Source organism: Ruegeria aquimaris (assembly GCF_025751555.1).
In the GTDB taxonomy this organism is placed as follows: Bacteria; Pseudomonadota; Alphaproteobacteria; order Rhodobacterales; family Rhodobacteraceae; genus Ruegeria_B; species Ruegeria_B aquimaris.
Genome location: NZ_JAOWLB010000014.1, coordinates 38,308 through 53,204, shown reverse-complemented (window position 1 = coordinate 53,204; position 14,897 = coordinate 38,308). Strand labels below are relative to the sequence as shown.

Sequence of the window (14,897 nt, the reverse complement as noted above, 5' to 3'; positions counted from 1 at the left end):
ATTTGTGCAACTGGCCCCCTTGCCCCGGCCATGTTAGCGCCTGAGGGGTAAGGAGAGCCCCATGGCAGACCGGATGTCCAAGGCCGAATTCATCGCGCTGATCGCGATGATGTTCGCCACAATTGCGTTTTCGATCGATTCGATGCTGCCCGCTCTGCCGGAAATCGGGCTGGAATTGAGCCCTGATGAGCCCAACCGGGCGCAGCTGATCCTGACCTCCTTTGTGCTGGGCATGGGGATCGGCACGTTTTTCACCGGGCCACTCTCTGACGCATTCGGGCGCAAGCCTGTGATCTATGGCGGGGCCGTGGTGTACATTCTCGCCAGCGCAATCGCCTGGGCCAGCCCCTCGCTGGAACTGGTGCTGGCCGCACGGGTGGCACAAGGACTGGGCGCCGCCGGGCCACGTGTGGTGGCCATGGCCATCGTCCGCGACCTCTATTCCGGTCGCCAGATGGCGCGCATCGTGTCCATCGCCATGATGATCTTTACCCTCTTCCCGGCCTTTGCGCCGCTGATGGGCGCCGGCATCATCGCGCTGACCGGCTGGCGCGGGATCTTTGCGGCCTTTGTCCTGTTTTCCACCATTTCAATCCTCTGGATGGGTTTCCGCCTGCCGGAATCGCTTGCGGCGGAGAACCGCCGCCCCTTTCGCCTGCCCCTGCTGATTGATGCGGTGCGCCAGATGTTCGCCCACCCGACGGTGCGCCTGTCGATCATGGTCCAGACCCTGTGTATGGGCACGCTTTTTACCATGCTGACCATGGTGCAGCCGGTCTATGACGTGATCCATGGACGCGGCGACAGTTTCCCGTTCTGGTTTGCCATGGTGGCGCTGCTTTCGGGCTCGGCCAGCCTGTTGAACGCGGCCCTGGTGGTGAGGGTCGGCATGCGCCGCATGGTAACCTGGTCGCTGGGCGCGCAGATCGTCATCACACTTGGAATGATTGCACTGAACAGCATGACCCTGTCGGGCAACATGTCATTCGGCCTGTTCATCGCATGGCAAACGGCTGTGTTCTTCATGGCGGGCACCACCCTGGGCAACCTGAACGCCATCGCGATGGAACCGATGGGCCATATCGCCGGTATGGCCGCCTCGGTGATAGGCGCGGTGGCAACCGTGCTCGCGGCCGCCATCGCGGCACCGGTCGGCCTGTTGTTCGATGGCTCCTTGGCTCCGCTCAGCGCCGGTATCCTGATCATGTGCATCATCGGCTTCCTGCTGATGCTGCGCATGGGCCATGTCGAAGACCGTCTGCCTGGCTGAGGTTTCCTCGCGCCTCGCTTTCGCGTACTCTTCCGGACATAGAGGGGGAGTATCTGGAATGGACGACTATGGCTATGACCTGGGCAGCCATACCTGCCCGATAACGACCACATCGCCGCTGGCGCAACTGTGGTTCGACCGAGGCCTGATCTGGACCTATGGCTATAATCACGAAGAGGCCGCCGTCTGCTTCAACCGCGCGTTGGAGCACGACGCGGATTGCGCCATGGCCCATTGGGGCGTGGCCTATGCCACCGGCCCCAATTACAATATGCCCTGGGATCTGTTCGACACAGATGGGCGCGCCAAGGCATTGCAAACCGCCTATGACGCGACACAGGCGGCAATGGCGCGTGTGGATGGCTGCACAGCCGTCGAACAGGCGCTGATCCGCGCCCTGCCCGCGCGTTACCCGCAGCGTGATCTTGATGATGACATGCACCGCTGGGACTATGATTTTGCCGATGCGATGCGTGCGGCCTTTGCCACCGACACCGCGCATCTCGACCTCCGCACCGTCTGTGCCGAAAGCCTGCTGAACCTGACCCCCTGGCAGATGTGGGATCTGAAATCGGGTCGCCCTGCCGAGGGGGCCGCCACGCTGGAAGCGCAGGACGTGCTGGAAACCGCGCTGCGCGACGACCCCGGGGCCATGTCACACCCCGGATTGCTGCACCTCTACATCCACCTGATGGAGATGTCGCCCTTCCCGGAGAAGGCGCTCAAGGCAGGTGACGCGCTGCGCACGCTGGTGCCAGATTCGGGTCACCTCGTTCATATGCCCACGCATATCGACGTCTTGTGCGGGCATTACCACAATGTCGTCTACTGGAACCAGAAGGCGGTCGAGGCCGACCTGAAGTATTTCCACCGCGAAGGCGCGTTCAACATATACTCGGGCTATCGCATTCACGACTATCACTTCGTGATCTACGGCGCGTTGTTCCTGGGCCAGATGCAACCGGCGCTCGACGCAAACCAGGGCCTGTGGGACACCACGCCCGAGGAGATGCTGCGCATCGAAAGCCCGCCGATGGCGGACTATTTCGAAAGTTACATGGCGATGGGGCCGCATATCCTAGTCCGGTTCGGGCGCTGGGCCGATGCAATCGCGCTTGAACCGCCCGCCGACCCCGATCTCTACCGCACCCTGACCGCGACGGTGCATTACGCCCGAGCGGTGGCCTTTGCCGCCACCGCTAGGGTGAGCGAGGCCGAAGCAGAGGAACAGGTGTTCCTGAGTGCCGCCGCGCGGGTACCGGACAGCCGTCTGCTGCATAACAACCGCGTCGTGGATCTCCTTGAAATTGCCAAGGAAATGTTGCGCGGCGAGATCGAGTACAGGAAAGGAAACTACGATCTGGCCTATACCCATCTGCGCCGCTCGGTCGAGCTGGACGACAACCTGCCCTATGACGAACCCTGGGGCTGGATGCAACCGACCCGCCATGCGCTGGGCGCTTTGCTCTTCGAACAGGGTCATCACGCCGAGGCCGAAGAAGTCTATCGCGCCGATCTTGGGCTCGGCGGTCAGTTGAGCCGCGCCGCGGTTCATCCTGACAATATCTGGAGCCTCAAGGGCTTGCACGATTGCCTTAAGGCGCGCGGCGAAGCAGTTGAAATCGTTCAGATCCGACAAAGGCTGGACCTCGCCCTCGCCCGGTCCGACCGCGCCGTGGGCGCGTCTTGTTTCTGTGCACAGGCCGCGATGCGGGCGGCGAAATGAGACTGGTTCTGATCTGCGCCCTGCTGCTCAGCGCAGCCCCGACCCTTGCCGGGCGTCAGTCGTTTCCACCGCAGGACGAGGCAGCGCGCGACCCTTCTCTCGTCGCTTTTCGCGACGCGCTGCGGGCCGCCGTGGCGCGCCGCGAAATCGAGGCGCTTACCGCCGCTGCCTGCCCGGACCTGATGCTCAGCGATAACGGGCCGGGCGGACCAGAAGAGCTGCGGCAGTTTCTGAACGACCCCAACGCAGATGTCGAAGCACGCTGGCAGGTGCTGGCCGAGACGCTGGATGCGCCGGGTTATTTCGACGACGACGGCGAGTTCTGGATGCCCTATCACTGGCGCATTCACCTTCCGGCCCGGATCGATGCGGCTCTGTCCTATTTCACCAATGGCGAGAACGTTAATCTGCGCGCGGCCCCGGACCGTGAGGCGCCGGTAGTTGCGCGCGTGAGCTTCGAGGTGGTGCTGACCGAGGCAGCCGATGCCTACAGAGATTACCAAGCCGTCATCCTGACCGACGGAACCCAAGGCTATCTGCATCGCGATTTCCTGGTGCAGATGTCAGGGTACCGCGCCGCCTTTGCCGTTTCACCGGAAGGCGCCTGGCAACTCTGCACCTTCACGACCGGACGTTAAGCGCAGCGCGCAAAATCTTATCAAGATTTTGTCCGCAGATTTTTTTGAAAAAATCTGTGCGCTACGCTCGGACGCCTTTCCCGGTAACCGAGGCCTTTTCCGCCAGATCGCGCGCCACGGCAAAGGCACCCTTGATCTTGTCAGCATCCGAGCGCCAGTCGCGACGCACGACGATCCTGTTGTCCTTGATCTTGGCCAACCCGTTTTCACCCTGAATGAACTCAACCAACCCCGCCGGTGACGCGAATTTGTCGTTGTGAAACTGGATCGTGGCGCCTTTTGGCCCGCCGTCGAGCTTCGCAATGCCCGCGCGCTTGCACATGGCCTTGATCCGCACCACCAGAAGCAGCGTGTTCACCTCTTTCGGCAACTTGCCGAACCGGTCGATCAGCTCGGCGGCAAAGCCTTCCAGCTCCACCTTGGTACTGAGCGATGAAAGCCGCCGGTAGAGACCCAGCCGCACGTCCAGATCGGGCACATAGTCCTCCGGGATCAACACCGGCACGCCCAGATTGATCTGTGGTGCCCATTGGTCGTCGGCCTCGCTCAGCCCCTCCATCTGGCCGCTGCGGATCTTGGCGATCGCCTCTTCCAGCATCGACTGGTAAAGCTCATAGCCCACATCGGGCATCTGGCCCGACTGTTCCTCGCCCAGGAGATTGCCGGCACCGCGAATATCGAGGTCCTGCGAGGCCAGCGAGAACCCGGCGCCCAGCGTGTCGAGCGAGGCCAGTACTCGAAGCCGCTTTTCGGCGGCAGGGGTCAGGCGCATGCGCGGCTTGGTGGTCAGATAGGCATAGGCACGCGCCTTGGACCGGCCCACGCGCCCCCGGATCTGATAGAGCTGCGCCAGTCCGAACATGTCGGCCCGGTGCACCACCATCGTATTGGCGGTGGGGATGTCCAGCCCGCTTTCGACGATGGTCGTGGCCAGCAGCACATCGTATTTGCCGTCGTAGAACGCATTCATCCGGTCGTCGAGCTCGCCCGCCGCCATCTGGCCATGTGCCACCACATAGGTCAGTTCCGGCAGCTGTTCCTTCAGGAAACCCTCGATATCCGGCAGATCAGTGATGCGCGGCACCACGTAGAAGCTCTGCCCGCCCCGGTAATGCTCGCGCAACAGCGCCTCGCGGATGGTGACCGCGTCGAATTCGCTGACATAGGTGCGGATCGCCAGCCGGTCCACTGGCGGCGTACCGATGATCGACAGATCCCGCACGCCGGTCAGGCTCAGTTGCAGGGTGCGCGGGATCGGCGTTGCCGTCAGCGTCAGCACATGCACGTCCGAGCGCAGCTGTTTCAGCCGCTCCTTGTGGGCCACGCCGAAATGCTGCTCTTCGTCGATGATGAGCAGACCGAGATTCTGGAACCGGATCCCCTTGGCCAAAAGCGCATGAGTGCCGATCACGATATCCACCGTGCCACTCGCCAACCCCTCGCGGGTCTGCTGCGCCTCCTTGGCCGAGACAAAACGGCTGAGTTGCTTCACTTCCAGCGGAAAGCCCCGGAACCGTTCGCGGAAACTGGCCGCGTGCTGGCGGGCCAAGAGCGTGGTGGGCGCGATCACCGCCACCTGTAACCCCGACATGGCCGCGACAAAAGCCGCGCGCATCGCCACCTCGGTCTTGCCAAAGCCGACATCGCCACAGATCAGCCTGTCCATCGGCATGCCGGAATGCAGATCGTCCATCACGTCAGCAATGGCGCGCAGCTGGTCGTCGGTCTCCTGATAAGGAAAGCGGGCGCTGAAATCCTCCCAGGCATGCGGCGGTGGGTCCATCACCGGCGCCTTGCGCAGGGCGCGTTCGGCGGCAATGCGGATCAGCCGGTCGGCCATCTCGCGAATGCGCTCTTTCAGCTTGGCCTTCTTCGCTTGCCATGCGCCGCCGCCAAGACGGTCGAGCAGCCCCTCTTCATGGCCGTATTTCGACAACAGTTCGATATTCTCGACCGGCAGGTAGAGCTTGGCGTCCTCGGCATATTCCAGCAGCAGGCATTCATGCGCGGCACCGGCTGCGGTGATCACCTCCATGCCCATGTAGCGCCCAATGCCGTGATCGACATGCACGACCAGATCGCCGGGTGACAGCGACTGCGTCTCGGTCAGAAAGTTCTCGGCCTTGCGCTTCTTCCTGGGCTGCCGGATCAACCGGTCGCCCAGCACATCCTGCTCCGAGATCACCGTAATCTCGGGTGTTTCGTAGCCGTGTTCCAGCGCCCAGACCGCCAGATGCAGAGCCCGCTTGCCGATCCTTGTGCCGTTTGCAACCGGGATCGTCTCGGCAAGACCCTCGTCCTCGATCAGGCCACTCAAACGTTCGCGCGCACCCTCGGAATAGGACGCGATCAGAACCGGGCCTTTCGCCAGCTTTGCTTTGATATGATCCGCCAAAGCACCAAAAAGACTGACATTTTCCAGAGCGCGCTCGGGCGAGAAATTGCGTCCGATGCGACCGCCCGCGTCGATCACGCCCGGCCCGCTGGCCTGCGGCAGCGGGTTAAACTGCATCACCCGCCGGTCCTGCAACAGCGCGTCCCAGTCTGCATCGTCGAGAAACAGCAGGCCGGGCGGCAAGGGTTTATAGACACTGTCCATCCGCGCCCGGTCGGCCATTGCCAGACGTCGGGTTTCGTACTGATCCTTGATGCCGTCCCACCGCGACAGCCGCGCGGCGGTCAGCTGGTCATCCAGCGTCACCGTGGCATCGGGCAGATAGTCGAACAGGGTTTCCAGATCTTCGTGGAAGAATGGCAGCCAATGCTCCATCCCCTGATGCTTGCGCCCGGCGCTGACCGCTTCATAGAGCGGATCGTCATTACCCGCCGCGCCAAATTCGATGCGATAGTTCTGGCGGAACCGGGTGATCGCCGCCTCGTCCAGAATGACCTCGCTGACCGGGGCCAGTTCCACGAGGTCCAGTTTCTCGGTGGTGCGCTGCGTCGCCGGATCGAACCGGCGGGCGCCATCCAGCACATCGCCAAAGAAATCGAGCCGCACCGGGCCACTGTCGCCGGGCGGATAGATGTCGATGATGCCGCCCCGAATGGCATAGTCGCCCGGCTCCATTACAGTGGGACTCTGGCTGAACCCCATACGGACCAGGAACTGGCGCAGCCCGTCCTCGTCTACCCGGCGCCCGACCTGCGCGGAAAACGCGGCCTCGCGCAACACCGCGCGCGCCGGTACCCGCTGCGTGGCCGCGTTGAGCGTCGTCAGCAGCACAAAGCGCGGCGGCATCTGGTGAACCAATGCCGCCAGCGTCGCCATCCGGGCCGCCGAAACATCGGGGTTCGGGGAAACACGGTCATAAGGCAGGCAATCCCAGGCCGGGAACACAAAGACCGGCAAATCCGGAGCGTAAAAGGCCAGCCCCGCGCGCATCGCCTCCAGCCGCTTGTCGTCGCGTGCCACATGCAGCACCGGACCATCGACGCGGGCGACTTCCTTGAGGATCAATTGTGCGTCAAAACCTTCGGGTGCTCCCCCGACAAGGACGTGGTTAGGTGATTTCATAACCGTCTCCGCCTGCCGCGCTCAGCCCAGAACGCCGATGGACAGATTCTGATACATGCCCCAAAGCGAGGTGAAAAAGATCGCCAGCATACCGATGATCTGGGTGTAGAGCCGACAGCGGCCAAGCGCGCGCGCCAGCATTTCACCCTCGAGCATCTCGGCCCTGACGCGCCGCGCCGTCACCAGGTTCAGCAACGCCACCCAGGTCAGTGGGAATGCCAGCAGGAACACCGCCTGAGCAAACTCGATCCCATAGATAAATCCGGCCGTTGCCAGACCCGACAGGATGAAACAGGAAAAGGCAAAGAGCCAAGTACCCGAAACATCAACGATATAGAGCATCCGGTTCACGTTAACGCGCGCGATGTCGTTCAGATCCTGTTCCGCTTGCCCGCCGACCCGCCGGGCGCGGGTCACCATGTCGTATGGCACACCCAGCACCCAATGACTGGCCGAGGACCAGACAACCGCAAGCGCGATCCAGAACCACAGGTTGGAGAAGCTTCGCATGTCGATAAGTTCGAAGATAGACGCATACCAATCCAAACGTGCTGCCCCTCTGCTCGCCGCCTTCGCGGTCTTCTATCGTCAATGCGCGGCCTTTGGTACCCTTGTGACCGGATCAAATCCATGCCACCCAATGCCCGAATGTGCAAGGAGAGCGCCGCATGAAGCCGACCATCGCCCCCTTTCCCGCCGCGCGGTTTCGCCGTGCACGCAGTTCGTCCTCTGTTCGCGCCCTGGTGCGGGAACATACGCTGACCGTTGATGATCTGATCTGGCCGGTTTTCGTGCGTGATGGCGAAGGCGTTGAAGAGCCCGTCGGCTCGATGCCTGGCGTGATGCGCCGCTCGGTCGATCGGGTCGCCCAGGCCGCGGTCGAGGCGCAGGCGCTGGGTATTCCGGCGATCTGCCTGTTTCCCTACACCAATGCCGCGCTGAAAACCGAGGATTGCGCCGAGGCCTGGAGTCCCGACAACCTGTCGAACCGCGCCATCCGCGCGATCAAGGCCGCCGCCCCCGACATCGCGGTGATGACCGATGTGGCACTCGACCCCTACAACATCAACGGCCATGACGGTTATGTGGTGGGTGGCGAGATCATCAATGACGAGACGGTCGAAGCGCTGGTCAAGATGACACTGGCCCAGGCCGAGGCAGGCGCCGATATCATCGGTCCGTCCGACATGATGGACGGGCGTATCGGTGCGATGCGCCAGGCGCTGGAGGCAAGCGGCCACCGCAATGTCATGATCCTGAGCTATGCCGCAAAATACGCCAGCGCCTTTTACGGACCGTTCCGCGATGCGGTTGGCGCCTCGGGCGCGCTGACCGGCGACAAGAAGACCTATCAGATGGATCCGGGCAACTCGAACGAGGCCCTGCGCCTGATCGAGCGCGACCTGACCGAAGGCGCCGACATGGTGATGATCAAGCCGGGCATGCCCTATCTCGACATCTGCCGACGGGTCAAGGACACGTTCGGCGCGCCGACCTATGCCTATCAGGTGTCTGGCGAATACGCGATGATCCAGGCCGCCGCCCAGAACGGATGGATCGACGGGGAAAAGGTGATGCTGGAAAGCCTGCTGGCCTTCAAGCGCGCCGGGTGCGACGGCATCCTGACTTATTTTGCACCCCAGGTTGCGCGTATTCTGAACGCTTGAGCAGGGTTTCGGGGCGAGAACCCGCCGAACCGTGACAGTTCGGTCGTGACAGGGCCTTGTGATCGGCGTAATGTCCTCGCCAAGACCGGGATAACCCGGCTTACTTCAGGCAACTCTACGAAAGACGAGAGAGATGAGCAGCATCCTTACTCCCCGGCCGACCCGTCGAGGCATTCTTCTTGGCATGGCCGGTCTGACAGTGACCGCCGCATGCGGCAATGGCGTTGGAAACTCCAACGCCGCCCAAATCGACGCGCGCGTCGTCGCGACGCTCAACGAGATGTACAGCGAGTTCCCGAACACCGTGGAAATCTCGCAAAAGGCGGCTGGCATGCTGGTGATGCCACTTCTGACCGAGGCCGGTTTTGTCTTTGGCGGCGGCTATGGCCGCGGCGCGCTGCGCATCGACGGCGTGACGGTCGACTACTACTCGGCGGTAAAAGGCAGCGCAGGGTTCCAGGTAGGCGCCCAGCAATATGCGCATGTGCTCTTCTTCATGACCCAGGACGCGCTCAGTGAGTTCCGCCGGTCCAGCGGTTGGGCCGCTGGGGCCGATCTGGAATATGTGGTCAGCGATCAGGGCGACTCTCTGGCCGCCGACACCAACACCCTGCGCTCTCCGGTTCTGGCCGCGGTCTTCGGGCGCGCCGGTCTGCGGGTGGGCGCAACGCTCGAAGGTACCAAGTATACCCGTATCATTCCCTGACAACGACAACGCCGGTCACATCCCGTGATCGGCGTTCCCTGCGTTCACGGATCCGGACCGGATGTGCTCTTTTGTTCCGACACTCAATGCCTTAGTGTCAAATCATCATCCGTAAACCAAAACCTTTCGGGTCACGCATGGGACTGATTTTTCGCTGGCTTCTGCGACTTGCCGCAGGTCTTGTCATTCTGGTGGTCGCGGCGATCGGCCTGATCTACTACCTCGCCAGCCAGTCGCTGCCCGAGTACAGCCAGAGCGTTGAGGTCGAGGGTCTCACCACACCCGTTGAGATCGTGCGCGACAACAACAACATTCCGCATGTTTTCGCCGGTACCGACCCGGACGTGTTCTTTGGCCTGGGTTACGTGCACGCACAGGACCGGCTGTGGCAGATGACCATGCTGCGGCGGACGGTACAGGGGCGGTTGTCCGAGGTTTTCGGCCAGAGAACCGTGCCGATCGACCGGTTGCTGCGGCGGCTCGACCTCTATCGCCTGGCACAACAGTCGGTCGCGACGCAGGACAGCTATACCACCGCCGCACTCAAGGCCTATGCCGCCGGTGTGAACGCGCGCCTGGCCGAGATCAACGACAAGGCGCTGGGCCGCGGCGCGCCGGAGATGTTCCTGTTCAACGCCCCTGTCGCCCCCTGGCAACCGGCCGACAGTATCGCGATCATGAAACTGATGGGCCTGCAACTCTCTGGACATCTCGAAGAGGAAGTGCTGCGCGCGCGGACCTCTCTCATGCTGGGCGACCCGGCCCGCCTGCTCGATATCCTGCCGGACGCACCGGGTGCCGGAGTGGCGGCGCTGCCGGAATATGCCGCGATGTTTCCCGGCCTGCCGCGCTATGCCGCCGGCCGAACAGAGGACGACAACCCTCTGTCACCACTGCCAAAACGTGGCCTGGCCGGCGCCTCCAACGCCTGGGCGGCGGCACCGTCGCGCTCGGCCAGCGGTGGAACCTTGCTGGCTAACGATCCGCATCTGGGGTTCTCGGCCCCCTCCACCTGGTATCTGGCCCGGTTGGAACTGGCCAAGGGCGGTGTGATCGGCGGCACGATCCCGGGCATGCCGCTGGTGCTTGTGGGCCGCAGCGAGCGTCTAGGCTGGGGGTTGACCTCGTCCTACATGGACGACCAGGACCTGTTCATCGAGAAACTGAACCCCGACAACCCAGAAGAATACCTGACGCCGGACGGGTACAAGGCCTTCGAGTCGCGCCCCTCGATCATCGAGATCAAGGATGCCGCCCCGATCACCCTGACCCTGCGTTGGACCGAAAACGGGCCGGTCCTGCCCGGAACGGTCTACGACTTGGAAACCATCACGCCGCCCGGGCATGTGGCCTCGCTGGCCTGGACCATCCTTGATCCGCAGGACGGTTCAATGTCGGCGGCGATGGCGCTGCTCGGCGCGGGCACGGTGGACGAAGCGATCAAGGCCACCGAATCCTATGTCGGCCCGTCGCAGAACCTCACACTTGCCGACCGAGAGACCGTCGCCATGAAGATGGTAGGGGCGGTGCCGCGCCGGGATGCCGCGCATCAAAGCCAGGGCCGCCTGCCCTCGCAAGGCTGGCGCATCGAGAACCGCTGGCAGGGGCGTATGCCCTATGCCTCCAACCCCGAATTCCTGTCCCCTGTCGGCGGCCTGCTCGGCAATACCAACAACAAACTGCTCGAACGCCCCTTTCCCAACCACATCTCCTTTGTCTGGGGCGATACGCAACGCGTAACCCGCTGGCTGAGACTGATGCAATCGCGCGAGGTGCACACCCGCGACGGTTTCATCGAAGCGCAGCTCGACCCGGTCAGCCCCACCGCCCGCACCCTGCTGCCGCTGATCGGCGCGGATCTGTGGTTTACCGGAGAGGCCGCCCCCGAAGGTACGCCCGAGCGCCAGCGCCAGATCGCGCTGTCCCTGTTGGCGGAATGGAACGGTGAGATGAACGAGCATCTGCCCGAACCTTTGATCTATGCCGCCTGGGTGCGCGCCTTGCAAAAACGCCTGATCACCGACGAGCTGGGGCCGCTTGCCAGTGAATTCAAACATGTCGAACCCTTGTTCATCGAACGGGTGTTCAAGGATGTCGACGGCGCCTCGGCCTGGTGCGACATCCGGCAAAGCGCACCACAGGAAGACTGCACCGAAATCGCCCGCCTGGCGCTGGACGATGCGCTGGTCTGGATCGGCGAGCGCTATGGCACGGCCCTGGAATCGCTGCGCTGGGGCGACGCCCATCAGGCCACCCATGACCATCCGGTACTGGGTGAGGTGCCGGTGCTGCGGTATTTCGTGAACATCCGGCAATCGACCAGCGGTGGTGACAACACGCTGCAACGGGGTCGCACCTCGGGCGAGGATCCCGACCCGTTCCAGAACGTGCATGGCGCGGGGTATCGCGGGGTCTATGACTTTGCCGACCCGGACAGTTCCGTGTTTGTGATCTCGACCGGGCAGTCGGGCCATTTCCTGTCGCGCTATTACGACGATCTGGCTCAGCTCTGGCGCCGGGGCGAATACATTCCGATGTCACTGGATACCGAGCTGGCACGGGCGGCCGCCGTCGGCATCACGCAACTGGTCCAAAAACCCTAGATGCAGGTCTACGCACCAGCCCTGATCGCGCTTGGGGTGCTGTTTCTCGTCGGACTGGCTGCCGACGGCCTGGGCCGACGCACCAACCTCCCCCGGGTAACGCTGCTCCTGGCCTGCGGGCTGCTGGGCGGCAGCGCCGGGTTTGACCTGATCCCGGAGGACCTGCGCGATGTCTATCCGATTGTCGCGGTCATCGCGCTCAGCATGGTGGCGTTTCTGCTCGGCGGTGAACTGTCCTTCAGAACCCTCCGGTCCCAGGGCCGGGCCATCGTGATCATTTCGCTGGCGGTCGTGTTCTGCACCCTGATCGCCGTCGCCGCCGGTTTGACCGCAATCGGCGTTCCCTTGGCCGCAGCCCTGATGATCGGGGCGCTGGCAACCGCCACCGATCCGGCGGCAACGCTGGATGTGATCCGCCAATCGGGAACCGACACCACGTTCTCCCGGACACTAAAGGGGATCGTCGCCATCGACGATGCCTGGGGCGTGATGGTGTTCGCGCTGCTGATCGTTGTCGCCCGGGCGGTCAACGGGGCTGATCCGGGGCTGCACCTCTTGGCCGACGCCCTGGTGGAGATCTTCGGCTCCATGCTGCTGGGCTGCGTCATAGGGGTGCCCGCCGCCTATCTCACCGGCCGCTTGTCGGACGGCGAACCGCTGAGGATCGAAGCGCTGGGGGTCGTATTCCTGACCGCCGGTTGCGCCCTGTGGCTCGATCTGTCCTATCTGATCGCGGGCATGACCGCCGGTGCCGTCATCGTCAACCTTGCCCGTCACCACACGATGGCCTTTCGCGAGATCGAGAATCTCGAATGGCCCTTCATGATCATCTTCTTCATTCTCGCGGGCGCAACGCTGGAGCCCGCGGCCTTGTGGGCCATCGGGCCGGTCGGCCTCGCCTATTGCGTTTTGCGGATTCTGGGGCGCATCGTGGGCGGGTGGCTGGGTGGGATGCTGGCCCGCACGCCGCGCCACCAACGGAACTGGTATGGACCGGCCCTGTTGCCGCAGGCCGGGGTCGCCATCGGTATGGCGCTGATGGCGGCCGAATACTTTCCCGAACATGGCGACATGATCACCGCGCTTGCCATTGCGGCCACGGTGACCTTCGAACTTATCGGGCCGATCCTGGCCGCCGTCGCCTTGCGCAAGGCAGGTTAGAGCGCGCCGAACCGCGCCTCTTGCCGCGCCGTCCACAGCACCTTGATCTCGAACCCGGCCTCGGTCTGTTCCTCGCTCTGCACCACATCCTGATCGAACAGCCACGCGCGGCGCCGCCCGTCGGAAAACGACAGGAGCAGCGTCGTCTCGTGCCGCACCTCTTCCAGCTGCCGGGAAATGGCCGCCAGCAGATCGCCCAGCCCCTCGCCGGTGATTGCCGACACCGCATAGAGACCCGGATCCCGCTCTGCGCGTATCCGGGCCGCCGCGTGACGGTCAGCGTCGAGCAGGTCGATCTTGTTCCAGACTTCCAGCTTCGGGCTTCCTTCGGCCACCCCAAGCGAGGCAAGGATGCTTTCGACATCGCGTGCCTGCTCTTCGGTCGCGGCATGGCTGATGTCGCGAACATGCAGGATCAGATCGGCGGCAAGCACCTCTTCCAGCGTCGCGCGGAACGCCGCGACCAGTTCCGTGGGCAGGTCAGAAATGAACCCAACCGTGTCGCTCAGGATCACTTCGGGCCCGTCCGGCAGCTGAACCCGCCGCATGGTCGGGTCGAGCGTGGCAAAGAGCATGTCCTTGACCAGCACTTCGGCCCCGGTCAGCCGGTTGAACAGCGTCGATTTCCCGGCGTTGGTATAGCCCACAAGGGCAACGATCGGATAAGGCACCTTGGCCCGCGCCTTGCGATGCAATTCGCGCGTCCTGACCACCTTGTCGAGCTGCCGCCGCAGCCGCACAAGCTGTTCGTCAATCGCACGCCGGTCCGCCTCGATCTGGGTTTCGCCGGGGCCACCGACAAAGCCAAGTCCGCCGCGCTGCCGTTCGAGATGGGTCCAGGCCCGCACAAGACGCGTCCGCTGATAGCTGAGCGCGGCCATCTCGACCTGCAAGACACCCTCGCGGGTCCGGGCGCGATCCGAGAAGATTTCCAGGATTAGACCGGTCCGATCGAGGATCTTCACCTTCCATTCTTTTTCCAGGTTGCGCTGCTGCACCGGGGACAGCGGCCCGTCGATCAGCACCAGCTCAATCTCATTGGCCTTGAACAGCGCGCCCAGCTCTTCGACTTTGCCCGATCCGAACAGATGGCCGGGATGCGGCTTGGGCAGGCGCACGATGCCCGATCCCGCGACCTCCAACTCCGGCAAAGCTGCGGCCAGCGCCACAGCCTCTTCCAACGCCGGAACCGGGTCCCGGCGGTCAGGGTCGGATTTCAACTCGGGATGCAGAACCCACGCGCGGGTGCCCGCACGATCTTGTTCCATCAATTGGAGTCTTCACCTTCGTACAGGCTGATGGGCTGCGCCGGCATGATCGTCGAGATCGCGTGCTTGTACACCAGTTGCGACTGTCCGTCGCGGCGCAGCAACACGCAGAAATTGTCGAACCAGGTGATGACCCCCTGCAATTTCACGCCATTGATCAGGAAAATCGTGACCGGGACCTTGGTTTTTCTTACATGATTCAGGAAAGCATCCTGAAGATTCTGTCTGTCCGAAGCCATTTCTTTACAATCTCGCCTTTGTTCTTGCTACTTGCCGCGCATCGGCACGCACCTAATGATTAAGTATGAAGTCCTGTTCAGGGATTTGCCAGTCGAAAAAGG

At 63.1% G+C, this 14,897-nt stretch carries 11 protein-coding genes; 7 read left to right on the top strand and 4 right to left on the bottom strand.

Annotation, left to right across the window (positions count from 1 at the left end):
• Positions 1–61: 61 nt before the first annotated feature.
• From OE747_RS17140 to OE747_RS17130, 3 genes are read left to right on the top strand one after another with little or no spacing between them, the layout of a single operon-like run.
• Entirely contained in the window at positions 62–1,270 is a 1,209-nt protein-coding gene (locus OE747_RS17140) for a multidrug effflux MFS transporter (RefSeq protein WP_263829774.1), read from the top strand.
• A 58-nt stretch (positions 1,271–1,328) separates the two neighbouring features.
• On the top strand, positions 1,329–2,996 hold the full coding sequence (locus tag OE747_RS17135) for a tetratricopeptide repeat protein (RefSeq protein WP_263829773.1): 1,668 nt from the start codon (positions 1,329–1,331) through the stop codon (positions 2,994–2,996).
• Positions 2,993–3,634, top strand: coding sequence for an SH3 domain-containing protein (locus OE747_RS17130; protein ID WP_263829772.1), 642 nt, complete (start codon positions 2,993–2,995; stop codon positions 3,632–3,634). Before OE747_RS17135 ends, OE747_RS17130 begins: the two co-directional genes overlap by 4 nt.
• 61 nt (positions 3,635–3,695) lie before the next feature.
• Here the strand turns inward: OE747_RS17130 and mfd are convergent, their stop codons facing one another.
• The gene (gene mfd / locus OE747_RS17125) at positions 3,696–7,151 is read right to left on the bottom strand and encodes a transcription-repair coupling factor (protein ID WP_263829771.1); all 3,456 of its coding nucleotides are present in this window, start codon (positions 7,149–7,151) and stop codon (positions 3,696–3,698) included.
• Positions 7,152–7,172: 21 nt separating this feature from the next.
• Positions 7,173–7,697, bottom strand: coding sequence for a component of SufBCD complex (locus OE747_RS17120; RefSeq protein ID WP_263829770.1), 525 nt, complete (start codon positions 7,695–7,697; stop codon positions 7,173–7,175).
• Between the two features lie 122 nt (positions 7,698–7,819).
• Here OE747_RS17120 and hemB point away from each other — a divergent pair, with 122 nt between their 5' ends.
• The 4 genes from hemB to OE747_RS17100 all read left to right on the top strand — a co-directional run bounded on the left by hemB (position 7,820) and on the right by OE747_RS17100 (position 13,288).
• The gene (hemB, locus tag OE747_RS17115) at positions 7,820–8,818 is read left to right on the top strand and encodes a porphobilinogen synthase (protein WP_263829769.1); all 999 of its coding nucleotides are present in this window, start codon (positions 7,820–7,822) and stop codon (positions 8,816–8,818) included.
• A gap of 133 nt (positions 8,819–8,951) precedes the next feature.
• Complete coding sequence (locus OE747_RS17110; RefSeq protein WP_263829768.1) at positions 8,952–9,524, top strand: lipid-binding SYLF domain-containing protein; 573 nt, start codon at positions 8,952–8,954, stop codon at positions 9,522–9,524.
• Positions 9,525–9,661: 137 nt separating this feature from the next.
• Positions 9,662–12,127 (top strand): penicillin acylase family protein, encoded by a 2,466-nt coding sequence (locus tag OE747_RS17105; RefSeq protein ID WP_263829767.1) that lies wholly within the window; start codon positions 9,662–9,664, stop codon positions 12,125–12,127.
• Positions 12,128–13,288 (top strand): cation:proton antiporter, encoded by a 1,161-nt coding sequence (locus tag OE747_RS17100; protein WP_263829766.1) that lies wholly within the window; start codon positions 12,128–12,130, stop codon positions 13,286–13,288.
• On the opposite strand, the gene hflX is transcribed toward OE747_RS17100, so the two are convergent.
• Positions 13,285–14,556: a GTPase HflX gene (hflX, locus tag OE747_RS17095; RefSeq protein WP_263829765.1), complete on the bottom strand. Its 1,272-nt coding sequence runs from the start codon at positions 14,554–14,556 to the stop codon at positions 13,285–13,287. The two genes, OE747_RS17100 and hflX, sit on opposite strands and share 4 nt — an antisense overlap.
• Complete coding sequence (hfq, locus tag OE747_RS17090; RefSeq protein ID WP_005611588.1) at positions 14,556–14,795, bottom strand: RNA chaperone Hfq; 240 nt, start codon at positions 14,793–14,795, stop codon at positions 14,556–14,558. The genes hflX and hfq overlap by 1 nt, the downstream gene beginning before the upstream one ends.
• Positions 14,796–14,897: the final 102 nt, after the last annotated feature.